The sequence below is a fragment of the Kaistia hirudinis genome, assembly GCF_014196455.1.
In the GTDB taxonomy this organism is placed as follows: Bacteria; Pseudomonadota; Alphaproteobacteria; order Rhizobiales; family Kaistiaceae; genus Kaistia; species Kaistia hirudinis.
This window is the reverse complement of the sequence record NZ_JACIDS010000002.1, coordinates 363,413-387,648: the sequence shown is the minus strand read 5'-3', so window position 1 is coordinate 387,648 and position 24,236 is coordinate 363,413. Positions and strand designations below refer to the sequence as shown.

Below are 24,236 nucleotides of genomic sequence, written 5' to 3'. Positions count from 1 at the left end.
GCCAAAGGCGAATGCCGCCTAGCGGTAGCCTTCCTTCACCAGCGCGGAGACGCGCTCGACATTGTCCTTGTCGACGATTGTCGGACCGGTGAGGAAGTAATTGCCCTCGATCAGGCCGTATTTCAGGTAGTGCGTCAGCAGGAGGACCGGCATGTAGCCGCGCCAGAACTGCTGCTGGTCGATCGTGAAGGCCTGCCGGCCGTCCTTGATGGCGGCGAGCGACTGGGCGACGATGTCATAGCCCGTCAGGATCAGGTCATTGCGGCCGCTATCGGCCTTGGCGGACAGGAAGCCGTCGATCACGTCGCAGGTGCTGGTCGCCGCGGCCGTATCGGGATGGACGCGGAGATAGTTGAACAGCGCCTCCGATTGCTGGCCGGGATCCATGGTCAGTTCGAGGAAGTCCGCCTCGATGCCGGCGGCCTTGAGCGCATCGATCTCCGACGTCGCGCGGAGCTGGCAGCTCGCATCGCCCGGCTGCTGGTTGGCGACGACGACGCGGCCCTTGACGCCCATGGAGAGGAGACGCTGCGCCGTCAGCTTGCCTGCCGCCGCCTCGTCGGAGCCGGTGCGAAAGAGGAAGAAATCGTTGGGATCGCGGATCTGCGCACCCGAGGGCGGCGCGGCGGCGCTGCCGAAGGCAATGCCGGCTTCCTTGGCGCGGGCCGCGATCTCGGCATAGGCCTTGTCCTCGGCGAAGGCGCAGACGGCGATGCCGTTGGCCTGGGCCGCGATCGCCTCCTCGATCTTCTGGACCTGGTTCGGGATGGTCAACTGGTCGGGATAGACATAGGTGACGTTCACGCCGAGATTCTTGCCGGCCTCCTCCGCGCCGCGCGCCAGGTAGCCGTGGAAGCCGGTCGGTGCGGCGCAGCCGACGAAATAGATCGAGATCGGCTTGTCCTCGGCGCGCGCGGCATCCGGCGCCGATACGAAGGCCGCCACCGTCAGGAGCGACGCGGCAATGGTTCCGGCGAGATGCCGGATTCCGCCGGGTTGCGCCACCGGCACGCCCTTGCGGGAACGAGACAGACTGCGACATGCGATCATGCTGATTTCCCCTGCGTTTTCTTCTGGAGCGAAGGACTTGAACGACCTTTCGACCCAGACGCTAGGCGGCTATCAGTCCTGCACCTAGAGCCACTCCGGCCCGATCTGCGGGGGCCACTTGCGCGTGCAATGTTCAGCGCGGCGCAGGGGCGCCTTTCGCCCCGCCCGGTCCCACCGACCGCGCGAGCGCTTCGATGACGTCGGCGTCGGGGACCTGCGCGAAGTCGTCGTAGAAATAGCCGATGGCACCGAAGGGATGCGGGGTTGCGAGGCAGACGAGTTCGTCGACCTCGCGGCGGAGCGCGGCGATAGTATCCGGCGCGCCCACCGGGACGGCGAGGATCAGCCTTGCCGGCTGCATGCGCTTCAGCGCGATGATCGCCGCCTTGACGGTGGCGCCGGTCGCGACGCCGTCATCGACAAGGATCACCGTGCGGCCAGCGACGCGCGCATGCTTCCTGTCGCCGACATAGAGCGCACGGCGGCGAGCGAGTTCGGCGCGTTCCCGCGTGCAGACCGCCTCGAACGCGGCCTCCGTGACACCGGACGCCCGGATCTCGGCCTCGTTGCGCACGACGATCGGCTCCGGCGCGTCGGCGATGGCGCCCATCGCGAACTCCGGCTCGAAGGGAAAGCCGAGCTTGCGCACCAGCAGGATGTCGAGCTCGGCGTCGAGGGCGGCGGCAATCTCAGCCGCGACCGGCACGCCGCCACGCGGCAGAGCGAGCACCAGCGCGTCCTCGCCGCGATACGCACCCAGCGCGGCGGCAAGCTGCCGGCCCGCATCGCGGCGGTTCAGAAACCGCGTCATGACCACCTCCCGGCCGGACGGGCGGGCCGCTCACGCCTCCGGCACGTTCTCCTCCAGTTCCTTGAGCCACACATCGGCGACGGCGTCCGAGGGCGCGCGCCAGTCGCCGCGTGGCGACAGCGAACCGCCGGACGACATCTTCGGCCCATTGGGCAGCGTCGAGCGCTTGAACTGGTTGGCGAAGAAGCGCTTCAGGAACAGCTTCAGCCAATGCCGGATCTCGGCGAGCGAATAGGCGCGCTGGTCGCCTTCCGGCAAATCCACCGGCCAGACGCCGCTCTCCGCATCGCGCCAGGCGTGATGCGAGAGGAATGCGATCTTCGACGGGCGGAAGCCGTAGCGGGTCAAGTAGTAGAGATTGAAGTCCTGCAGCGCATAGGGGCCTACGATCTGCTGCGTCGACTGGATCGTCTGACCGGCGTCGCTCGGCACCAGCTCCGGCGAAATCTCCGTCGCCAGAATCGCGTAGAGCACCTCGGCCGTCGCCGCATCGACGTCGCCCGAGGCGGCGACGAAGCGGATCAGGTGCTGGATCAGCGTCTTCGAGACCGAGGCGTTGACGTTGTAATGGGACATGTGGTCGCCGACGCCGAAGGTGCACCAGCCGAGCCCGAGCTCGGACAGATCACCCGTGCCGACGACGAGGCCGCGATGGCGGTTGGCGAGGCGGAACAGATAATCGGTGCGCAGCCCCGCCTGGACGTTCTCGAACGTCACGTCATAGACCGGTTCGCCCGCGGCGAAGGGATGGCCGAGATCGGCAAGCATCTGCCGCGCGGCGGGGCGGATGTCGATCTCCTCAGCCGTGACGCCGAGCGCGCGCATCAGCGCCCAGGCGTTGGACTTGGTGCCTTCAGAAGTGGCGAAGCCGGGCATCGTATAGGCGAGGACATGGCTCGCATCATAGCCGAGGCGCTCCATGGCGCGCACGGCGACGATAACTGCCTGCGTCGAATCGAGACCGCCCGAAACGCCGATCACGGCCTTGTCGAGCCCTGTCGATTCGAGCCGCTTGGCGAGGCCCTGGACCTGGATATTGTAGGCCTCGTAGCAATCCTCGGCGAGGCGCGCCGGATCCGCCGGCACATAGGGGAAGCGCTCGACGATCCGCTCGAGCGGCACGACCTCGTCCGGCGCGTCGAGATTGAAGATCACGCTGCGGTAGGGCGCCGCGCGATCCAGTTCGTCGCGCACGCAATCGCCATAGGTGTTGAGCCGCATGCGCTCCTGGCGGAGACGGCCGAGATCGATATCGGCGGTTGCCAGCGTGGCGCCGCGCGGGAAGCGCTGGCTCTCGGCGAGCAGCGCGCCATTCTCGAAGATAGCCGCCTGGCCGTCCCAGGCGAGGTCGGTCGTCGATTCTCCCGGCCCGGCCGCGGAATAGGCATAGGCGGCGACGGTGCGGGCGGACTGGCTGGCGCAAAGCAGTTTGCGCGCCTCGGCCTTGCCGATGGTGATGTTGGAGGCCGAGAGGTTCAGCAGCACCTCGGCGCCGGCGAGCGCGGCGCGGGTCGAGGGCGGCAGCGGGACCCAGATGTCCTCGCAGATCTCCATGTGGAACGTGAAGGGCACTGTCCCTTCAGAGCGGAAGAGGAGATCCATGCCGAAGGGCGCGGCGACGCCGCCGATCGTGATCTCGTCTCCGACCACGCCCGTTCCGGGCGTGAAGTGGCGCCGCTCATAGAACTCGCGATAATTCGGCGGATAGGCCTTCGGCACGACGCCGAGAATGCGGCCGCGATGAATGGCGACGGCGGTATTGTAGAGCCGGCTCCGCGCGCGGAGCGGCGCGCCGACGACGAGGACGGGGAAAAGATCGCGCGAGGCTTCCGCGATGCGGACCAGCGCATGCTCGACCGCATCGAGCATCGCGTCCTGCAGGACCAGATCGTCGATCGAATAGGACGAGATGCCGAGCTCGGGAAAGAGCATCACGGCGGTGCGTGCGGCGTCGCCCTCGGCGGCGAGGGCCAGCGTCTCGCGAACCGCGAATTCGGGATCGGCGACGCTCGCCCGCGGCACGCAGGCGGCGATGCGCAGGAAATCATGGCTGTAGAGGGAATGAAAAGGCTTCATTGCGGCCGCGTCTCGATGGGCATGAGTGCGCGGCGGAAGGGTTCCGCCGCGCTGCACCACCATAGCGCCCGGCCGCGCGCCTGTCCCGACCCGCGCTCGCCTCAGCGATAGACGAGGACCGGAATCGTCGAGTGCGTCAGCACTTTCTGCGTTTCGCTGCCGATGACCAGCGCCGCCATGCCGCGCCGTCCATGCGAGGCCATGGCGATGAGATCGCAGCCCTTCTGCGTCGCCGCATCGATGATCGCCCGGTAGGGTTCGTCGGCCTCGACGCGGAGCGTGTCGGCGGCGACGCCGGCGCGTCCCGCCTCGGCCACCGCGCTGTCCAGATAGCCGTCGGCCGATTCCTTCGAGACGCGCTCATATTCCTCGCGCGTATAGGCAAGCTGATTGGCGTTGTCGGTCCAGATGTGGAAGGGCTCGACGGCGCTCAGGAAAGTGATCTTCGCGCCCGTACTCTTGGCGAGCTGCGCGGCCTTCTCGACGGCGAGACCGGAAAGCGGGGAACCATCCGTAGGAACCAGAATATGCCGAAACATGAGTCCTCCCTCCATTTTGGTTGTGTGAGCTTATGCATAGCATCGCCTGGCGGCGTTGACGCAGGTCAAGCCTCACCGCATGCGAATGATCGGGCACAACCCGCCCCTGCCCAAGTCGTGGGCTTGACAGAATTGTGGGCAAGCGGTCGAATTTGACCGGTCGGAAAAGAACCCGGCGGTGCCCTGCCACAGGGTGCTAGCAGCCTTCGAGAGGGGTACATACGCATGTCCAACCGGATTTCACGACGGACCTTCCTCAAGGCTTCGGCCGCGGGAAGCCTCATCCTCGCGGCGCCGCGTGCCTTCGCCGCCGAGAAGCTGAAGGTGGCGGGCATCCATGCCTCGCCGGTCGAGAATGCCTGGAACTCGCGCCTGCACGAGGCGCTGCTGGCGGCGGCCAAGGACGGCGTGATCGAATACACCTTCTCCGAAGGCGTTTCCGGCACCGATTATCCCCGCGCCATGCGCGAATATGCCGAGGCCGGCAACAAGCTCATCGTCGGCGAATCCTATGCCGTCGAAACCGAAGCGCGCCAGGTCGCGGCCGATTATCCCGGCACGGCGTTCCTGATGGGCTCCTCCGGCGGTCCGGCGGGCGACAATTTCGGCACCTTCGGCACCTGGAACCACGAGGCGGCCTATCTCGCCGGCATGCTGGCCGGGCCGATGTCGAAGACCGGCACGTTTGGTACCGTCGGCGCGATCCCGATCCCCGAGGTCAACATCCTGATCAACGCTTTCCGCGCCGGCGTGAAGGAGACGCGCCCGGATGCGAAGTTCCTGGTCGGCTTCATCGGCACCTTCTTCGATCCGCCCAAGGCACGCGAATCCGGCCTCGCCCAGATCGATGCCGGCGCCGACATCCTGTTCGGCGAGCGCATCGGCACGGCCGACGCGGCGAAGGAGAAGGGCATCAAGTCGATCGGCTCGCTGATCGACTATACGCCGCGCTATCCCGAGACCGTGTTCGCCAATGCGATGTGGTACTTCCGCCCGATCCTCGACGCGGCGATCAAGGATACGCAGGCCGGCGCCAAGACGGGCAAGGACTACAGCCCCTTCAGCTACATGAAGGAAGGCGGCAACGACATCGTCTTCACCGAGAGCATGGTCATCGCCGACACGATCCCGGCGATGCAGGCGAAGCGCGAAGCGATCAAGGCCGGCACCTTCACGGTCCCCGTCGATCCGTCCGAGCCGACCTGAGGCGGGGTCTCTCGCCCCTTCCATTCTCCTGTCATTGCCGGGCTTGACCCGGCAATGACAGGCTTCGGAACAGTCAGGAAATCGCGCCTTGAAAGACACCCTGGACCCCGCCGACGGCGCGGCGCTCGCTGCCTCGATCCGTTCCGGGGCGACAACCGCCGTCGCCGCGCTCGAGGCGGCGCTGGCCCGTGCGGAGGAGGCCAAGGCGCTCGGCGCGATCTCCTATTGCGATGCCGATCTCGGCCGCGCCCAGGCGGCGGCGATCGACAAGGGCATCAAGGGCCGGCCCAAGCTCCATTCGCTGAAGCCGTTTCCCGGCGTGCCGTTTCTGATGAAGGATCTCGGCGTCCCGGCCGCCGGCTTCCCCGTCGTCTGCGGCTCCGCCTCGCTGCGGGCGACGGCGCCTGAAACGGACGCCGAGCTGGCGCGGCGCTTCAAGACGGCCGGGCTGGTGCCCTTCGGTGTCACGACGGTGCCCGAATTCGGCCTCGCGCTCTGGAGCGAGCCGGCGATCGGCCCGATCGCGCGCAATCCGCTCGATCCGTCGCGGACGCCGGGCGGCTCGTCCGGCGGCGCCGGCACGGCGGTGGCGGCCGGCATCGTGGCCCTCGCCCATGCCTCGGACGCCGGCGGCTCGACCCGCATTCCCGCCGCCTGCTGCGGCCTCGTCGGGCTGAAGGCGACGCGCGGCGCGACGCCGGCCGGCCCCGATTTCGGCAATCATATCGGCGGCATCGCGGCCGAGCTGGTCATCAGCCGCTCGCTGCGCGACACCGCGCTGGCGCTCGACCATTGCTCGGGCAGCGCCGAGGGCTATTTCCCCGATCCAGACCTCGATGGCCCGATCGCCCCGCTGCTCGACCAGCCGGTCGAGCCGCTGCGCATCGGCGTGCTGCTCGATGTCGCGGATGGCAAGGCGATCGAAGCCGAGCGCCGGGCGGCGGTCGCCCATGCCGCCGAGGTCCTGCAAGCGGCTGGGCACACCATCGTGCCGCTCGATCCGGCCCGCCTCGCCCCGCTGCTCGCCAATGCCGAACTGGTCTTCGACCGCATCATCTGCACCAATCTCGCCCGCAACATGCCGGATCTTTCAAAGGTCGAGCGTCTGACGGCGGCGGTGGCGCGGCGCGGGCTCGAGATGACGGCGCGCGACTATCAGCAGGCCGAGGTGACCGCGGTGCGCACCGCGCATGCGATGTGGCGGCTCTTCGACGAGGTCGACATCCTGCTGACGCCGATGCTCTCGGGCCCGCCGCTCAAGATCGGCGCCTATTCCTTCGATCATGACGATGTCGCGCTGCAATGGCGGCGCATGAGCGACTTCGCGCCCTATGCGATGATCGCCAACATCGCCGGCACGCCCGCTCTGTCGATCCCGCACGGCACGGACGCAGACGGCCTGCCGCTTCCCGTCCAGCTCATCGGCCCGATGGCGAGCGACGGCCTGCTGCTGCGGCTCGCGCGGAGCCTCCAGCGCGCCGTGCCCTGGTCGTTCGCAACCACCATTGCCGGCCTGCCGGACGGTGCCGCGTGAGCGCCCGCGCGCTCGAACTCAACGGCATCACCAAGCGCTTTGGTGCGCTGGTGGCGAATGACGACGTCACGCTGACGCTCGGCCAGGGCGAATTGCTGGCCCTGCTCGGCGAGAACGGCGCCGGCAAGACGACGCTGATGAACATCCTGTTCGGCCATTATACGGCCGACTCCGGGTCCGTCGCCGCCTTCGGCCGCACGCTGCCGCCCGGCAAGCCGCGCGCGGCCATCGAGGCGGGCATCGGCATGGTGCACCAGCATTTCGCGCTCGCGGCGAATCTTTCCGTCATCGAGAATGTCATCGCCGGTACCGAGCGCCTCGGTGCGCTGGCGCTGAACAAGCGCGCCGCGCGCGTGAAGCTCGCCGCGCTCTCCGAGCGCTTCGGCCTCACCGTCGATCCCGATGCGCGCGTCGGCGATCTCTCCGTCGGCGAGCGGCAGCGGGTCGAAATCCTGAAATCGCTCTATCGCGATGCGCGGGTGCTGATCCTCGACGAGCCGACCGCCGTGCTGACGCATCAGGAGGCGGAACGGCTCTATCGGACGCTGCGCGGCATGGCCGAACAGGGCCTTTCGATCATCTTCATCTCGCACAAGCTGCATGAGGTGCTGGCCGCCGCCGATCGCGTCGTCGTGCTGCGCGGCGGCAAGGTTGTCGCCGAGCGCAAGGCCGGCGACACCAACCGCGAGGAACTGGCCGAGCTGATGGTCGGCCGCCGCGTGGCGCGCCCGCATCGCGACGCCCAGACGCCCGGCGCCGTCGCGCTCAAGGCCGATCGCGTCTCCGTCATGTCCGGCGGAGCGAGCCTGCTCTCCGATGTCAGCTTCGAAGTCCGCGCCGGCGAAACGCTCGGCGTGATCGGCGTTTCCGGCAATGGCCAGTCGACGCTGGGCCGGCTGGTCTCGGGGCTCGTCTCGCCCTCTTCCGGATCGCTGGATCTCTTCGGGCATCCGGTCGCGCAGTTCTCGCCGCGCGGCTTCGTCGAGATGGGCGTCGGCCGCATTCCGGAGGATCGCAACGCCGATGGCGCCATCGGCGAGATGACGATCTGGGAGAATGCGGTGCTGGAGCGGATCGGCGAGAAGCGCTTCTCGTCCGGCGGGCTGGTACGCCGCGGCCCGGCGCGGGCCTTCGCGGCCGAGATCATCCGCCGCTTCGATGTGCGCGGCGGCGGACCGGACACGGCGACCCGCCTCCTTTCCGGCGGCAACATGCAGAAGCTGATCCTCGGCCGCAATCTCATCACCGCGCCCAAGATCCTCGTCGCGGCGCAGCCGACGCGCGGCCTCGACGAGGGCGCGGTGGCGGCGGTCCATGCCGAAATCCTCGCCGCACGGCGCGCCGGGACCGCCGTGCTGCTGATCTCCGAGGATCTCGACGAGGTGGTGGCGCTCGCCGACCGCGTTCAGGCGATCGTCAAGGGCCGCCTCTCGCCGCCGATCCCGGTCTCTGACGCCGATCCCCGCCGGCTCGGCCTGATGATGGCCGGCGCCTGGGACGAGGCGGCGTGATGCGGCTCGAACGACGCGCCCATGTCCCCCTGTCGCTGGCGATCGCCGCGCCGATCGGCGCGGTCGTCGCCGCGCTCATTCTCGCCGGCCTGCTGATCGCGCTCGCCGGCGTCCCCGTCTTCGAGGCCTATCGGCGCATGCTGATCGGCGCCTTCGGCTCGCGCCTCTCGATCAGCGAGACGCTGACGCGGACCACGCCGCTGATCCTGACCGGCCTCGCCGCCGCCGTCGCCTTTCGCTCGCGCGTCTGGAACATCGGCGCGGAGGGCCAGTTCTATCTCGGCGCGCTCGCAACTGCCGCGCTCGGCTCCAAGCTGGGGCTGCATCTGGCGCCGCTCGTCGAGATCCCGATCCTGATGCTGGCCGGTGCGCTCGCCGGCGCTCTCCTGCTGCTCGTGCCGCTCGGCCTTCGCCTCAAATTCGGCGTCGACGAGGTCGTGACCACGCTGCTGCTCAATTTCGTCGCTGTGCTGTTCGTCTCGATGATGATCGAGGGGCCACTCAAGGATCCGCTCGCCTTCGGCTGGCCGCAGTCGGTGCCGATCCTCGCCGACATGGCGCTGCCGAAGCTGCTGCCGCGCTCGCGCCTCCATATCGGCCTGCTCGTCGCGATCGGCCTCGCCCTCGTTCTCTATTTCATCCAGTCGCGCACGCGCTTCGGGCTGGAGGCGCGCGCCGCCGGCCTCAACCCGCAGGCCGCGCGCTTTGCCGGCGTGCCGATCGGCTCGATCCTCGTGCGCGTCGCGCTGATTTCGGGCGGTCTCGCCGGGCTCGCCGGCGCGATCGAGGTGCTCGGCGTCAAAGGCTATGTCACCACCGACCTCTCGCCCGGCTTCGGCTATACCGGCGTCGTCGTCGCCATGCTTGCCGGGCTCAATCCGATCGGCGTCATCGTCGCGGCCCTCTTCGTCGCGACCATGTTCGTCGGCGCGGACGGGATGAGCCGGGCCATGGGCGTGCCGAGCTTCATTGCCGACGTGATCGTGGCGCTCTCGCTGCTGACCATGCTGGTCGCCCTTCTCCTCGCCAATTACAGGGTGCGGCGATGATGGACGCGCTCGATATCTTCGCGACGGCCGGCCTCTGGGCCGCTGTCCTGCGCATCGCGACGCCGCTGATCTTCGGCACGCTCGGCGCCCTCGTCTGCGAGCGGGCCGGCGTGCTCAATCTCGGCATCGAGGGCATCATGACCTTCGGCGCCATGGTCGGCTGGCTCACCGTCTATCATGGCGGCGACCTCTGGCTCGGCCTCGCCGCCGCGGCGCTGGCCGGCGCCGCCTTCGGGCTGCTGCACGCCCTGCTCACCGTGCCGCTCGGCCTGTCGCAGCATGTGACGGGCCTCGGCATCACGCTGTTCGCCTCGAGCCTCTCCTATTACATCTTCCGCCTCGTCGTGCCCGTCTCGGGCACGCCGCCGACGATCGAGCCGTTCCAGCCGCTGCGCATCCCCTATCTGTCCGACCTCCCTTTCCTCGGCGAAGCCGTGTTCGCGCAGACGGCACCGACCTATGTCGCGATCCTGCTCGCCTTCCTGATCGCGCTCGCGCTGCAGAAGACGCCGCTCGGCCTTGCCGTGCGCATCGTCGGCGAGAACCCGCATGCCGCGGAGGCGCAGGGCATCGATCCGATCCGCGTGCGCATCGCCTCCGTCGTCTTCGGCAGCGCGCTGATGGCGCTCGGCGGCGCCTTCCTGACCCTCGCGGCCTTCAACTCCTTCTTCCCGACCATGGTGCAGGGCCGCGGCTGGGTCTGCATCGCGCTCGTTGTCTTCGCGTCCTGGCGGCCGGAACGGGCGCTGCTCGGCGCGCTGCTGTTCGCGCTCTTCGACGCGTATCAGCTCCGCCTCTCGCATGTCGTCGGCAAGGCGGTGCCCTATCAGGTCTTCCTGATGATCCCCTATCTGCTCTCGATCGCCGCCCTGCTCGTCATGGCCCGGCGCGCCCGTGTGCCGCAGGCGCTGATGCAACCCTTCCGGCGCGGCGAGCGCTGAAGGTCATCGCCTGACCAAGATTCAATATTCGGCCCGGCATTCTCGCCGCGTCCTTTACCGGCTCGAAAGCCTGTTTAGACAATGAGGCCGTAACGCTGCTGTGGAACGACGAAATCGTCCGAAGAGTTCTTGCGGCCTGGTTGCGGTTCGGGACGATAGGGGCGCCGACAACAAGCACTCCGGAGGATCCGACCATGAAGCTCACCGCTCTCGTCTTCGCCGCTGCGACTTTGGCAACCGCCCTGACGGCCGTGCCGGCGCTGGCGCAGGACATCCCCAGCCTGTCGGGAACCTGGAAGGGCAAGAGCGACGGGATCGGCAAGGAATTCGGCTGGCTGGACGGGCCCGTGACGCTCGATGTGACCGAGCAGCATGGCCGCTCCTTCCGCGCCAAGATCACCTATGGCGATCCCAAGGGCGATCATAGCGAAGAGCTGATCGGAACGATCTCGCCCGACGGCAAGAGCGTCTATCTGGCCGGCGACGACGGCATTCATCTGGCCGCGCTGAACGGAACGTTCCTCGATTCCTGCTATCTCGAAGCGGACGAGGACGACGCGATGGCGGTTTGCATTCGCTTCGAGAAGTCCTGAGGCCCGCTCGGACGCGGGTCTGAGGGATCTTTCATGTCGCAACCCGCGCTTGACCCGGCAGGCTGAGGCGGAGGACAAAGGCCGCCCGGAATGACGAGCGGAGCAAGGGCGGCATGGCGAACCAGGCGGACAAGGATTTCTTCAGGCCGCTCTGGCGGCGCGTCGCCGTCGTCGTGCTGCTCGCGGTCTGGTTTGCCTGGGAGGCGCTCTATGTCGGCGAGCAGCTCTGGCTGGTGATCGTCGGCGGCACCCTCGCCTATGCGGTCTGGACCTTCTTCATCTCCTGGAAGGACGACGGCGGAAAGCCGCCGCCGCCCGCCGAGAGCTGATCGAGCCCGGTCAGACCATCACCGCGTCGAGCATGGCGCGGTAATCCTCGGCGCTCGGCGCCCGCGGATTGGTCGCGTGGCTGTGGTCGGCGAGCGCGCGCTCGACGATCAGCGGCAAAACATCGGGCGAGACGCCGAGCGTCTTGAGCCCGGCGGGGATGCCGATCCGGCGGTTGAGCGCCTCGACCTCGGCCGCGAGATCGGTGCCGGCGGGCAGGCCGAACGCCTCGGCGAGGCGGGCGACGCGCTCCGGGACGGCGACGACGTTGAAGCGCAGCACCGGCGGCAGCAGGATCGCGTTCAGCGTGCCGTGATGCAGGCTCGGGCTCTTCAGACCGCCCAGCGCATGGCTGAGCGCATGCACCGCGCCGAGCCCCTTCTGGAAGCCGAGGCCGCCTTCGAGCGCGCCCATCATCATTTCGGTGCGCACGGCGAGATCGGAGCCATCCGCGACGGCCCGTTCGATGCTGCGCCAGATGCGCGCCGCGCCGTCGATCGCGATCGCATCGGCCGGCGGATTGAAGCGCGGCGACAGATACACCTCGATGCCATGCGACAGCGCATCCATGCCCGTGGCGGCCGTCAGGCCGGGCGGCAGGCCGAGCGTCAGCTCGGGGTCGCAGATCGCGCGCTTCGGGATAAGATGCGGCGAGATGAAGCCGAGCTTCTCGCCATTATCCAGCGTCAGCAGCGCGGCGCGGCCGACCTCGGCGCCGGTTCCGGCCGTCGTCGGGATCGCGACCAGCGGCGGCACCGGCCCGATGCGCGCGACGCCGCCATAGATGGCAGCATAGTCGCCGAGCGCGCCGGCATGGGTCGCGAGCAGCGCGACGCCCTTGGCGAGATCGATCGGCGAGCCGCCGCCGACTGCCACCAGACCGTCGGCGCCCTGGTTGAACAGCGCGACGGCAGCGCGCACCGCCGCCTCGGTCGGATTGGACGGCACGTCGAGAAAGACGGTCGCGCCCTCGGGCAGCAGCGCCTTCACCTTGGCGAAGAGCGGGCTGCCGGCGAGGCCGCGATCGGAGATGAGCAGCGGGCGGCGCATGCCGAGCGCCTCGAGCGCGGCCGGGAGCGTCGACAGCGCACCGGCGCCGAACTCGACCTGCGTCAGATACTGGATGAGTGCCATTGTCGTTTCCTCGACGTGTCGTTTCTCGGGCCGTCCGGTCTGGGGCTGTCCGGCGTTGGGCTGTCCGTCCTCAATCCGCGATGAGAGGGGCCAGCCAGGCGTGGATCCGGCCGAAGACCTCGGGAATGCTCTCGAGCCCGAGATCGGTGCTCATGAAGCCGTGATTGACGCCCGCGACGGCGATCAGCGTGACCGGAACGCCGGCCGCATCGAGCCGTCCGGCAACGTGCCGGCCCTCGTCATAGAGCACGTCCTGCTCGGCGAGCACGATCAGGCTCGGCGGCAGGCCGCCGAAATCCGGCGCGCGGACGGGTGATGCCGCGGCCTCGCCGCGCCGCTCGGCCGCGCAATAGAGCTCGGTGAACCATTCGACGTCGCGCGTCGTCAGGCCGACCGAACCATCGCCATAGGCGGCATAGCTTGGATAGGAGCCGATATCGACGAGATCGGCCATGGGATAGAACGGCACCAGCGCCCGGACCGCCGGACCGCCTGCCGCGCGCGCCCGCAGCGCGGTCGCGAGCGTCAGCATGCCGCCCGCGCTGTCGCCGGCCAGAACGATGCGGGCCGGATCGCCGCCAATTTCGGCGCCCGACTCCGCCGCGAAGCGGAGCGCTGCGACGCCGTCGTCGATCGCCGCCGGATAGGGGTGCTCCGGCGCCAGGCGATAATCCACCGACATGACGACGAGGCTGCGCCCGCGGGCGAAGGCGCGGCAGACGATGTCGTGCGTGTCGAGATTGCCGAGCACGAAGCCGCCGCCATGGAAATAGACGAGGATCGGCAGCGGACCGGCCGGCGCCGCGGCATCGCGATAGATGCGAACCGGAATGGGTCCCCCGTCGCCGGGGATCGTCCGCTCCTGCGTGAGGATACCGTCATTGTATCCGCCCGCCGGGGGCAGGCGCGCGTCGAGGAAGCGCTTCTTCGCCGCCTCAACAGTGATCTCATGATTGGCCGGCAGGCGGCGGCGCGCCTCGACCGTCGTCTGAATGCGCGGATCGAGCGGCAGGGAGCGGATCCCTTGCGGGACGAGTATCTCTTCGAACAAGCCGGTTTCCTCCTGCTGCCACGGCCCGGTGACGCCCTGCGGATCGCCAGCGCGGCCGAATGTGAGAGAGCGACTTATTGACGATTTTGCCGGCCCGGGAAATAGGCCCGGCGCACCGAACGGAGACTCCATCACACCAAATAAGAATGTGGGATTTCAACAGTTCTAAAATCGATCAAAGACGTATAACGCAGGGGATGGGCAGAAAGCGGGTTGGGCGGTGACGAAATAGACGTGGGCTGATGAATATGCTCGGGAACGTCGAGAGGCATGGTCTCTCGACGAAGGCCGGTGCCGGAACCGGATCGACGGCCAGCGCGCGCCTCGCAGGCTATAAGCCGCATATCGACGGCCTGCGCGCAGTTTCGATCATTGCCGTCCTGGCGTTTCACGCCGGTATTCCCGGCGTCGGCGGCGGTTTCGTCGGCGTCGACATCTTCTTCGTGATCTCCGGCTACCTGATCATCAACCAGATCATCGCGGCCCTCGACGCGGGACGCTTCTCGGTCTGGGATTTCTATGCGCGCCGCGTGCTGCGCATCGTCCCGCCCTATCTCCTCGTGCTGGCTGTCACGGTCCTCGTTGGCGTCGTCGTGCTGCGCGATCCGCGCGATCTCAACAATTTCGCCGGCTCGGTCGGCATCGCGCCGTTCTTCCTGACCAATTTCTACTTCCTGCGCCGCAGCGGCTATTTCGATGTCGGCGCGCATGACCTGCCGCTGCTGCACACCTGGTCGCTGGCCGTCGAGGAACAGTTCTACCTCGTGACGCCGCTCGCGCTGCTGGCGCTGTTCTGGCTCGTGAAGCGGCGCGGCTGGAGCCCGACAGCCGCCATCGCCGTCGCCGGCCTCGTGATCGGCCTGCCGAGCCTCGTCGGCGCGATCCTGCTCACGCCGGCGGATCTCAACCCGCTGAACCCCGACCGCAACCCGGCCTTCTTCCTGCCGCAGTGGCGCGCCTGGCAGTTCGTCGCCGGCGGCGCGATCGCGCTGCTGGTGGACGCCGTCCGGGTTCGCCCGCGCCTGATCGGCACGATGGCGGGGCTGCTCGGTGCCGCGCTGCTGGTCGTGTCGATCGGCTTCTGGGGCCTCGGATGGCTCGGCGCGTGGATCGAACCGAGCGGACGCGTAGCGAACTATCCCGGCCTCGCGGCGATCCTTCCGACGCTCGGCGCCGTGCTCGTCATCGGCTCCGGCCTGCTCGCGCCGGCCGCGCTCCTCACGCGCGCCCTGTCGCTGGGCCCGGTGGTCTTCATCGGCCGCCTTTCCTATGCGCTCTATCTCTGGCACTGGCCGCTGCTTGTCTATGCGCGCATGCTGCCCTTCGATATCGCGCCCGGCGCCAAGAGCGCGATCGCTCTGGCGCTGGCCGTCCTGCTCTCGATCGCGACGCATTTCGCGTTGGAGCGGCCTGCGGCGACGTGGCGCCTCAGGCCACGGATGCGCACGGATCGCCGCCTGGCTCTTGCCGTCATCGGGATTGGCCTCGCGGCCAGCGCGCTGGTGGCGATCGCAGCGCAGCGCCTGGCCGACGACGCCTATGCGGCCAGCCTGGTCAATCCGCTCCTCGTCAAGGCCAAGTCGGCTGACGTCAAAGGCAGCGGGCCTTGCCTTTCCGCCGATGCGGCCGCGCTGCCCGGTTGCCTGGACGGCAAGGCGCCCGCTGGCATCCTGATCGGCGATTCCCATGCCTTTCAGTTCGAGTCCCGCCTCGCCTACGAGGCCGGACTGCGGAGCGCCCGCCTGATCTCGCTGGCGGCGCCTGGCTGCAGTCCGCTCGGCGTCGCCGACGATCCGGTCAAGGAGCGCAGGTTCCGGCTCTGCATCCCGATGATCGACAAGCTCGAACGGCTCGGCCCGCGGCTCCAGGCCGATACCGACTTCGCAATCGTCGCCGGCCTCTGGCAGTCGCTGCTGTCGAGCGCGCCACCGGAATCGGCGGCCTCGGCGGAAGTGACGCTGCGGCGCCAGTTCTCCGCATTGATGAACCTCTTCTCCGACAAGCAGAGGGTGCTGGTCATCGGACCCGTTCCCGAGCTCAAGCGAGGCAATCCTTCCAACTGCCTCGGCCTCAGCGGCGTGCTCGGCCTCTCGACGGACCGGTGCGGCATTTCTCGTGCCTTCATCGATGCGGATCGGGCCCGGACAGTGGAGATCATGCAGGAGGTGATCGCCCAGCATCCGAACGCACGCTACATCGATCCGATCGACGTGCTCTGCAACGAGACGATGTGTTCGCCGCTGCACGACGGCGCCGTGGTCTACATGGATTTCAGCCATCTGAACGGCTATGGCGCCAAGCTGGTCTATGACCGCTTCCGCGACGATTTCGACTGGGCGTTCGGCACGGCACCCGCCGGGAAGTGATCGACGGCGGGCGCCGTCTTCGGCTAGGCTTCCCATCCGCAACGGATGGAGGAAACCGATGGCGGACACCGCGGCGCAGAAGAACGCGATCCTCGGCGAACTGGAGCGCAAGGTGCTCTGGCTCGCGGCCTGGACGATCCACAATGCGAACCATCTTCGCCCCAATGACGAGGGCATCAAGATCGGCGGCCATCAGGCCTCCTCCGCCTCGCTCGCGACCATCCTGACCGCGCTCTATTTCGATGTGCTGCGGCCTGAGGACCGCGTCGCGGTCAAGCCGCATGCGAGCCCGATCTTCCACGCGATCCAGTATCTTCTCGGCAAGCAGAGCCTCGAGAAGCTGCAGAGTTTCCGCGCCTATAAGGGCGCGCAGAGCTATCCCTCGCGCACCAAGGACACCGACGACGTCGATTTCTCGACCGGATCCGTCGGCCTCGGCGTCGCGCAGACGCTCTTTTCCTCGCTGGTGCAGGACTATGTCCGCGCGCATGGCTGGGCCAAGGACCGGCCGGAAGGCCGCATGGTCGCGCTGGTCGGCGATGCGGAGATGGACGAGGGCAACATCTTCGAAGCCCTGCTCGAAGGCTGGAAGCACGGCCTGCGCAACACCTGGTGGATCGTCGACTATAACCGCCAGAGCCTCGATGCCGTGGTGCGCGAGGGCCTGTGGCAGCGCTTCGAGGCGATCTTCGCCAATTTCGGCTGGGACGTCGTCATCCTCAAATATGGCGTGCTGCTGGAAGCCGCCTTCAAGGAAGACGGCGGCGAGCGGCTGCGCGACTGGATCGACAACTGCCCGAACCAGCTCTATTCGGCGCTTTGCTTCCAGGGCGGCGCAGCATGGCGGAAGCGACTCCTCGACGATCTCGGCGATCAGGGTCCCGTGACGGCGCTGATCGAGCGGCGCTCCGATGCCGAACTCGCCAGGCTCATGACCAATCTCGGCGGGCACGATCTGCCGAGCCTGCTCGATGCCTTCGAGAAGGCCGGGCGCCATGACCGGCCGACCTGCTTCATCGCCTATACGATCAAGGGCTTCGGCCTGCCGCTCGCCGGACACAAGGACAATCATGCCGGGCTGATGACGCCGGCCCAGACAGATGCGCTGCGCGCCGCGATGGGCGTCCGCGCCGGGCATGAATGGGACCGCTATGAGGGCCTTAGCCTCCCGGCGGCGACGCTGGATCGCTTCCTCGCCGAGGTGCCCTTCGCGAGCCGGAAGGCCGGCCGACCCTCGCCGCATATCGACGTTCCCGCCGCGCTCGCCATGCCCGGCACGCCCGGCAAGGAGATGTCGACCCAGGCCGGCTTCGGCCAGATCCTGAACGAGATCGCGCGCGAGCCGACGGAATTCGCGAGCCGCATCGTCACGACCTCGCCGGATGTGACCGTCTCGACCAATCTCGGGCCGTGGGTCAACCGGCGCGGCCTGTTTGCGCTCGAAGCCATGGCGGATCTCTTCAAGGCCGAGCGCATCCCCTCGACCTTCAACTGGGACTTCTCGCCCAAGGGGCAGCATCTGGAACTCGGCATCGCCGAGATGAACCTGTTCCTGATGCTGTCGGCGCTCGGCCTCAGCCATGCGATCAATGGCGAGCGGCTCCTGCCGGTCGGCACGCTCTATGATCCGTTCATCTATCGCGGCGCCGACGCGCTCAACTATGCCTGCTATCAGGATGCGCGCTTCATCCTCGTCGCGACGCCGTCCGGCGTCACGCTGGCGCCGGAAGGCGGTGCCCACCAGTCGATCGGCACGCCGCTGGTCGGCATGGCGCAGGATGGGCTCGCCGCCTTCGAGCCGGCCTTCGTCGACGAGCTCTCGGTCATCCTCCGCTTCGCCTTCGACTATATCCAGCGCTCGGGCGACGGCGATCCGGACGAGCGCACCTGGCTGCGCGACCAGACCGGCGGCTCGGTCTATCTGCGCCTCTCCACCCGCCCCGTCGAGCAGCCGACGCGCACGATCGATACGCAGCTCGCCCGCGAAATCGTCGACGGCGCCTATTGGCTGCGCGAGCCGGGCCCCAATGCCGAGCTGGTGATCGCCTATCAGGGCGCGGTGGCGCCGGAGGCGATCGCGGCAACCGGGCTGCTCGCCGAGGACCGGCGCGATATCGGCCTGCTGGCGATCACCTCAGCCGACCGGCTGAACGCCGGCTGGACCGCCGCTGGCCGCGCCCGCGAGCGGGGCCTCGTCCATGCGCGCTCGCATGCCGAACGCCTGTTCGAGAAGCTGCCGGCCCATTGTTCGATCGTCACCGTGCTCGACGGCCATCCGGCGACGCTCGGCTGGCTCGGCGCGGTGGCGGGCCACCGCACGCGCTCGCTGGGCGTCGAGCATTTCGGGCAGACCGGCACGATCGCCGATCTCTATCGCCACCACGGCATCGACGCGCAGGGCATCGCGCGCGCGGCCTCGGCGCTGGCGCCGAGCCGGCCCGTGCGGCATCTGAGGCCGGCTTCGTAACAGGGCGAAGGCCGGCCGGGTCTTCGGAGGAATTGTCGTGTGCTTTGGCTGCAGCCCCGTCTTTACGGCCGCACTGCGTGACCTCGCCTGGCCCTCGCGCCGCGGGATCCTGAAGGGCGCAGCGGCGCTCGCGAGCGGCCCGTTCCTTGCCGAGGCGGTTGCACGGCCGGCGCGCGCCGATGGCGACGTGAACGAGCAGATCACGCACGCGCTCCCATCCGCGACGTCGGACGCGACCGTGACGGTCTTCCTGGCCGCGAAGATCGTGACGATGGAAGCCGCCAATCCGGTTGCGGAAGCCGTGGCGATTGCGGGCAAGCGCATCGTCGCGGTCGGCAGCCTCGACGAGGTCAAGGCGGCGCTCGGCGACCGGCCCTATCAGCTTGACGAGACGTTGAAGGTCCGGGTCGTGATGCCGGGCTTCATCGACCAGCATCTCCATCCGGTGCTCGGCGCGCTGACGCTGGCCGTCGTGGTGATCGCACCCGAGGATTGGGTCCTTCCGGACAAGACCTTCAAGGCTGCCGACAGCGAGGCCGACTATCGCGCGCGCCTCAAGGCGGCGGAGGGCAGCATCACCAACCCCTCCGACTGGCTCATCAGTTGGGGCTATCAGCCGCTCTGGCACGGGCCGCTGAACCGCTCGGTTCTCGACGGCGTGTCGTCGAGCCGGCCCATCGCCGTGTGGCACCGCTCCTGCCATGAGCTGTTCTTCAACACGGCCGCGCTCGACCAGCTCGGCATCACCGAGGCATCGACCAAGGGCAAAGGGCTCTGGAGCGAGCAGTCGAACTGGGCGGAGGGCCATTTCTGGGAGGGCGGCCTCAACCTGGCGATGACCCCGTTCCTCAAGGTCCTGGTGACGCCCGAGCGGCTTTCCTTCGGTCTCAAGCAGATGGTCGCCTATGAGCATTCCAAGGGCGTGACGGCCTATAATGAGCCGGGCGCGCTCTATACGCCCGACATGTGGAAGGTCTACGAGCAGATTCTCGGCGCGGCTGACACGCCGATGTATTCGACCTTCATCGCCGATGGCCGCGGCATTCCCGATCGCGTCGGCATGGACAAGGCGCTCGCCGCCACAGCTGAGCAGATCGCCGTCGCGCCCGACAGCGCCGGCGGCAAGCTCATGTTCTTTCCGGGCCAGGTGAAGCTCTTCGCCGACGGCGCGATCATCTCGCAGCTCATGCAGATGAAGGACGGCTATCTCGACGGGCATCAGGGCGCCTGGATCCTGACGCCGGACGAGATCGAGGCGCGCTCCAAGCTCTATTGGGATGCCGGCTACCGGCTGCACATCCACGTCAATGGCGATCTCGGCCTCGAGGTCGTGCTCGACATGCTGGAGCGGCGCATGCGCGAGAACCCGCGGCCCGATCATCGCAGCGTGATCGTGCATTTCGCCAATTCCTCGGAAGATCAGGTGGCGCGCATCGCCCGGCTCGGCGCCATCGTCAGCGCCAATCCGTATTATCCGGTCGGCTTCGCCGACAAGTTCGGCGAATTCGGGCTCGGCCCGGCCCGCGCCGACGTGATGGTGCGGGCCCGCTCGGTCGTCGACCACGACATCCCGCTCTCCTATCATTCCGACCTGCCGATGGGGCCGAGCGATCCGCTCTATCTCGCCTGGTGCGGCGTCAACCGCATCACGCCCTCGGGCCGCGTCGCCGGACCGGAACAGCGGGTGAGCGTCGATCAGGCGCTGCGCGCCATCACCATCGAGGCGGCCTATTCCTGGCGCAAGGAGACCGAGCTCGGCTCGATCGCGCCCGGCAAGATCGCCAATTTCACCGTGCTGGAGGCCGACCCCTATGCGGTTCCGCCCGAGACGCTGAAGGATGTCCCCGTCTGGGGCACGGTCTTCGAGGGCAGGCTCTTTCCGGTGGCAGGGAGGGGCTGATTTGAGCGGACCGCAGAAGAATGACCCGGCCGGCGCCGTCCAGGCCGCAATTGACGGGCTCGGCATTCTCGCGCGTCGGAGGATCGAGGCGGAGATCATCAAGCCGATCTATGAGGAGATGGTCGCCCGCTTCGGCCGCGAGGCCGCACGGGAGGCGCTGCAGGCCGCCATCACCAAGGCGGCGATCGATTCGGGCAAGCGCTTCGCCGAAGCGGAGAAAGGCCCGGTCGACCTCGTCTCCTTCGCCGCGTTGCAGCCGAAATGGCGGCAGGACGACGCACTCCACATCGAAGTCCTCGCCGAGACGGCGGAGCGCTTCGACTATGACGTGACCCGCTGCCGCTATGCCGAGATGTACCATGGCATGGGCCTCGGCGAAATCGGTGACATTCTCTCCTGCCAGCGCGACGGCACCTTCTGCCAGGGCTATGACCCGCGCATCCGCATGGAGCGGACGACGACGATCATGTCCGGCGCCAAGCGCTGCGATTTCCGTTACAGCCGCGCCGACGAGGAGACGCCTCAGGCGAGCGCCGGATAGCCGAGCCGCTCGGCGCTCCGCTTCATCGCCGCGCAACGGGCATAGTCGGCGAGATCCAGCCGGCTGAAGCCGCTGATGAACAAAACCGCCCGCGCCTCGGCGAGGTCGGGATCGACGACCGCATCCTCGACCGAAAGGCGCAGCCGCTCGAGGTCGGCCCGGCTGGTGAGCGCCGAGGTGACGAGCGGCAGGCCCGGTGCCGGCGGCGTCCAGCCGATCCCGGTGAGCCCTGCCACCGCCTCGGGCTCGAAACGTTCGATCAGCGCCAGGCTGATGCAATCGATCGCGGCGATGTCGGCCGCGCCGGTGCGGACGAGATCGAGCGAGCGGCGATGCGAGCCGCTCTCGATCGTGGCGGCGAAGAACCGCCCGCCCTCGGCATGCGGGGCTACGGTGGCGCGGAGCGCGTTGTAGCCGGACTGGGAATTGGTGCCGTTATAGGCCGCGACCGCGCCGCGAAACGCCGCAATATCGGCCCCGGCCCGCTCGCTGCGGGCGACGAGGCGGCTCGCATAGTCGGTGCCGCGGCAGCCCTCGACCGCGAACTGGAAGGCGCCGACGACGCGGACATCGCGCGATATGCCCTCGACCAGCGGATAGCCGCAGGCCTGGCTGATGAGGAGGTCCGGCGCGCCCCAATGCGCCTCCAGCCCGGCCTCGGGCCATGTGAGCTGTTCCGGGGCATCGAGGCCGCGCCGGCGGATCGCCGCGCCGAGCCCGGCCCAGAAGCGCTCCACCGCGGGGCGGTCGATGCCATACATGGGAAGCGACGCGATCATGCGGGCGACAATCAGCCTTGGTCCGGCCCGCGGCCCTCGGGGAGCGGCGCCCGGCCGAGCGGGTGGGTGGGCGCATCGTGCGGCGTCAAGAGGAAGCGCCGCGCGACGTCGAGATAGGAATGATAGACCAGCCCGCCATTTTCCGCGACGAAGCGCGCGCGATGGTCGCGATAGAGCGACGGGATCTCGTACCAGGGCAGCGTCGGCCAGGCGTGGTGCACGGCATGGAGATTGTTGAACAGGAAGAGCGGGCCGAGCAGGTGCGACTTCTCCACGATCGCCGTGCGCTCGACGACGGAACTCTCGGCCCGATGTTCGGCGAAGGAACGGATGAGCAGGATCGACGTGCCGGGATAGACGATCGCCAACACATAGAAGACGAGGTCCATCTTCGCGACGAAGACGAGCCAGAACAGGACGGGGACGAGATGCAGCACATGCGCCCGCCAGATGCGACGCGCCGGCCCCTCGTTCCGCCACACGGCCCGCGCCTCGCCCGCCCAATAGCACCCGATGCTCCAGGCCGGCCCGAAGACGAGACGGCCGAGCAGGGTCTGCTGCGCGGCGACGAGAAAGCGACCGATCGGCCCGAGCCGCGCCCAGTCCTCATCCGTCCAGTAGCGCGATTCCGGATCGTCGAGCGGGTCGGTCAGCCGCTCGTCGCGGTGATCGAGGAGATGGGTGATGCGGTAGCTCTCGAAGGGCAGCCAGAGCGAGAGCGGCACCGTCGCTAGCGCGCGGTTGAGCCGGCGCGAACGCGTCGGATGGCCGTGCAGCATCTCGTGCTGCAGCGAGGAATGCAGCGTGATGAGCAGCGCGCCGAGTGGCGCGACGACGAGGACGGGCAGCGCCGCATGGAAATAGGTCAGCGCCAGCCAGCCGGCATAAGTCCCGGCGACGAGCGTGAGCGTCGGCCACTCCACGGCGAGCGCGCGGCGGGCCGCACGAAAGGCTTCGGCGCCGCGCTCGAGGCGCGCATCACCGGCAGGAATATCCGTCATGGCTGTTTCGGGCGGGCTTCGGGTTCCGTTGGCGACCGGCAGGCGCCGGCCGAATGCTTCAGTCCGGCGACGCCGTCAGGGCGACGCCTTCATCGACCAGATTAGCCGAGCCGGCCCGCGCGAAGAACGCAGCGGCATGCGATCCGCAGGCCCTTTTGCGGGAGGGTTTTCCGCGCCAAGCCCAACGTCGGCAAAGAAGTCATGCCGCCCGATTGCTCCTCCTGCGCGGCCGGTGCAAAGCTTGGCGCGAACGGTCCGCTCACGAGACCGGGGACTTCGAGGAAACGCTCCCATGAAGATCGGCTTCGGCCTCTATCGGCACATGCTCGACGACGCGCATTTCGCCTTTGCGCGCCAGTGCGGCGCCACGCATGTCGTCGTGCATATGTGCGACTATTTCCGCAACAATGACCGCTTCTCGAAGACCGACCAGCCGGTCGGCGACACGTCGGGTTGGGGTTTCGCGGATGGACGGGTGTGGAGCGTCGAGGAACTCGTCGACATACGCGAGCGCATGGCGCAGCACGGGCTGACCTTCTTCGCGGTCGAGAATTTCGACCCGCTGCATTGGTGCGACATCCTGTTCGACGGGCCGCGCAAGGAAGAGCAGTACCGCACGGTCGCCGCGGTGATCGGCAATCTCGGCAAGGCCGGGATCAAGGTGCTCGGCTATAATTTCAGCCTCGCCGGCGTCGCGGGCCGCATCATCGAGAACAAGGCGCGCGGCGGCGCGCAGACCGTCGGCCTCGATGGACGCAACGAACAGACCGAAAGCCCGCTGCCCAATTCCATGGCCTGGAACATGGTGGTCGACGAGACTGCGACCGGCATCCGCCGCCCCGTCACCAGCGAACAGCTCTGGCAGCGCCTCACCGAGTTCCTGACGCGGATCGTGCCCGTCGCGGAGGCGGCCGGCGTCACGCTCGCCGCCCATCCCGACGATCCGCCCCTCGATCTCGTCCGCGGCCAGCCTCGCCTCGTCAACCAGCCCGCGCTCTACCAGAGGCTGCTCGACATCGTGCCGCGCCCGGCCAATGCGCTCGAATTCTGCCTCGGCACCATCGCCGAGATGAGCGAGGGCGACGTCTATGAGGCGGTCGATACCTATTCGCAGCAGGAGCGGATCGCCTATCTGCATTTCCGCAATGTGCGCGGGCGCGTGCCGCATTATCATGAGACGTTCATCGACGAGGGCGACATCGACATGGCGCGCGTCATCGCCATCCTCAGGCGCAACGGCTTCGAGGGCGTGCTCATTCCCGACCACAGCCCGCAGATGAGCTGCCCCGCGCCCTGGCATGCCGGCATGGCGTTCGCGATGGGCTATATGCAGGCGCTGATCGGCCGCGGCTGATCCGGG

General features: G+C 68.2%; 20 protein-coding genes. 12 read left to right on the top strand and 8 right to left on the bottom strand.

The window, feature by feature from the left end; genetic code table 11:
- Positions 1-18: 18 nt before the first annotated feature.
- From GGR25_RS06850 to GGR25_RS06835, 4 genes are all read right to left on the bottom strand, one after another.
- On the bottom strand, positions 19-1,050 hold the full coding sequence (locus GGR25_RS06850) for a substrate-binding domain-containing protein (protein ID WP_183398012.1): 1,032 nt from the start codon (positions 1,048-1,050) through the stop codon (positions 19-21).
- A 133-nt stretch (positions 1,051-1,183) separates the two neighbouring features.
- Entirely contained in the window at positions 1,184-1,861 is a 678-nt protein-coding gene (locus GGR25_RS06845; protein WP_183398011.1) for a phosphoribosyltransferase, read from the bottom strand.
- Between the two features lie 30 nt (positions 1,862-1,891).
- Positions 1,892-3,937, bottom strand: coding sequence for an NAD(+) synthase (locus tag GGR25_RS06840; protein ID WP_183398010.1), 2,046 nt, complete (start codon positions 3,935-3,937; stop codon positions 1,892-1,894).
- 101 nt (positions 3,938-4,038) lie between these two features.
- Positions 4,039-4,476, bottom strand: coding sequence for a universal stress protein (locus tag GGR25_RS06835; RefSeq protein ID WP_183398009.1), 438 nt, complete (start codon positions 4,474-4,476; stop codon positions 4,039-4,041).
- A gap of 225 nt (positions 4,477-4,701) precedes the next feature.
- Between GGR25_RS06835 and GGR25_RS06830 the strand changes: the two genes are divergently transcribed.
- From GGR25_RS06830 to GGR25_RS06800, 7 genes are all read left to right on the top strand, one after another.
- The gene (locus GGR25_RS06830) at positions 4,702-5,682 is read left to right on the top strand and encodes a BMP family protein (protein WP_183398008.1); all 981 of its coding nucleotides are present in this window, start codon (positions 4,702-4,704) and stop codon (positions 5,680-5,682) included.
- Between the two features lie 88 nt (positions 5,683-5,770).
- Positions 5,771-7,216 carry an amidase gene (locus tag GGR25_RS24680; protein ID WP_246409331.1) on the top strand — a complete coding sequence of 482 codons (1,446 nt, stop codon included), beginning with the start codon at positions 5,771-5,773 and terminating at the stop codon, positions 7,214-7,216.
- Positions 7,213-8,727, top strand: a complete 1,515-nt coding sequence (locus tag GGR25_RS06820) for an ATP-binding cassette domain-containing protein (protein WP_183398007.1) — start codon at positions 7,213-7,215, stop codon at positions 8,725-8,727. The genes GGR25_RS24680 and GGR25_RS06820 overlap by 4 nt, the downstream gene beginning before the upstream one ends.
- Entirely contained in the window at positions 8,727-9,776 is a 1,050-nt protein-coding gene (locus GGR25_RS06815; protein ID WP_183398006.1) for an ABC transporter permease, read from the top strand. Before GGR25_RS06820 ends, GGR25_RS06815 begins: the two co-directional genes overlap by 1 nt.
- The gene (locus GGR25_RS06810; RefSeq protein WP_183398005.1) at positions 9,773-10,717 is read left to right on the top strand and encodes an ABC transporter permease; all 945 of its coding nucleotides are present in this window, start codon (positions 9,773-9,775) and stop codon (positions 10,715-10,717) included. The genes GGR25_RS06815 and GGR25_RS06810 overlap by 4 nt, the downstream gene beginning before the upstream one ends.
- Positions 10,718-10,911: 194 nt before the next feature.
- The gene (locus tag GGR25_RS06805) at positions 10,912-11,310 is read left to right on the top strand and encodes a hypothetical protein (RefSeq protein WP_183398004.1); all 399 of its coding nucleotides are present in this window, start codon (positions 10,912-10,914) and stop codon (positions 11,308-11,310) included.
- Positions 11,311-11,423: 113 nt separating this feature from the next.
- The gene (locus tag GGR25_RS06800) at positions 11,424-11,639 is read left to right on the top strand and encodes a DUF3329 domain-containing protein (RefSeq protein WP_183398003.1); all 216 of its coding nucleotides are present in this window, start codon (positions 11,424-11,426) and stop codon (positions 11,637-11,639) included.
- Positions 11,640-11,649: 10 nt separating this feature from the next.
- Here GGR25_RS06800 and GGR25_RS06795 read toward each other — a convergent pair whose 3' ends face one another.
- Together GGR25_RS06795 and GGR25_RS06790 are read right to left on the bottom strand one after the other, a co-directional pair.
- Positions 11,650-12,771, bottom strand: coding sequence for an iron-containing alcohol dehydrogenase (locus GGR25_RS06795; protein ID WP_183398002.1), 1,122 nt, complete (start codon positions 12,769-12,771; stop codon positions 11,650-11,652).
- 70 nt (positions 12,772-12,841) lie between these two features.
- Positions 12,842-13,822 (bottom strand): alpha/beta hydrolase, encoded by a 981-nt coding sequence (locus GGR25_RS06790; protein ID WP_183398001.1) that lies wholly within the window; start codon positions 13,820-13,822, stop codon positions 12,842-12,844.
- 242 nt (positions 13,823-14,064) lie between these two features.
- On the opposite strand from GGR25_RS06790, the gene GGR25_RS06785 reads away from it, so the two are divergent.
- The 4 genes from GGR25_RS06785 to GGR25_RS06770 are packed head-to-tail and all read left to right on the top strand — an operon-like array spanning position 14,065 to position 21,096.
- Positions 14,065-16,188, top strand: a complete 2,124-nt coding sequence (locus GGR25_RS06785) for an acyltransferase family protein (RefSeq protein ID WP_183398000.1) — start codon at positions 14,065-14,067, stop codon at positions 16,186-16,188.
- Positions 16,189-16,246: 58 nt separating this feature from the next.
- The gene (locus GGR25_RS06780) at positions 16,247-18,655 is read left to right on the top strand and encodes a transketolase (protein WP_183397999.1); all 2,409 of its coding nucleotides are present in this window, start codon (positions 16,247-16,249) and stop codon (positions 18,653-18,655) included.
- A 37-nt stretch (positions 18,656-18,692) separates the two neighbouring features.
- Positions 18,693-20,555 carry an amidohydrolase family protein gene (locus GGR25_RS06775; protein WP_183397998.1) on the top strand — a complete coding sequence of 621 codons (1,863 nt, stop codon included), beginning with the start codon at positions 18,693-18,695 and terminating at the stop codon, positions 20,553-20,555.
- 1 nt (position 20,556) lies between these two features.
- Positions 20,557-21,096: an L-2-amino-thiazoline-4-carboxylic acid hydrolase gene (locus GGR25_RS06770; protein WP_246409329.1), complete on the top strand. Its 540-nt coding sequence runs from the start codon at positions 20,557-20,559 to the stop codon at positions 21,094-21,096.
- Here the strand turns inward: GGR25_RS06770 and GGR25_RS06765 are convergent.
- Together GGR25_RS06765 and GGR25_RS06760 are read right to left on the bottom strand one after the other, a co-directional pair.
- Positions 21,078-21,875 (bottom strand): phosphate/phosphite/phosphonate ABC transporter substrate-binding protein, encoded by a 798-nt coding sequence (locus GGR25_RS06765; protein ID WP_183397996.1) that lies wholly within the window; start codon positions 21,873-21,875, stop codon positions 21,078-21,080. The genes GGR25_RS06770 and GGR25_RS06765 overlap by 19 nt on opposite strands.
- An 11-nt stretch (positions 21,876-21,886) precedes the next feature.
- A complete protein-coding gene (locus GGR25_RS06760; protein ID WP_183397995.1) occupies positions 21,887-22,876 on the bottom strand; it encodes a fatty acid desaturase in 990 nt (329 codons plus the stop codon).
- A gap of 292 nt (positions 22,877-23,168) precedes the next feature.
- Between GGR25_RS06760 and GGR25_RS06755 the strand changes: the two genes are divergently transcribed.
- A complete protein-coding gene (locus tag GGR25_RS06755; protein WP_183397994.1) occupies positions 23,169-24,230 on the top strand; it encodes a mannonate dehydratase in 1,062 nt (353 codons plus the stop codon).
- Positions 24,231-24,236: the final 6 nt, after the last annotated feature.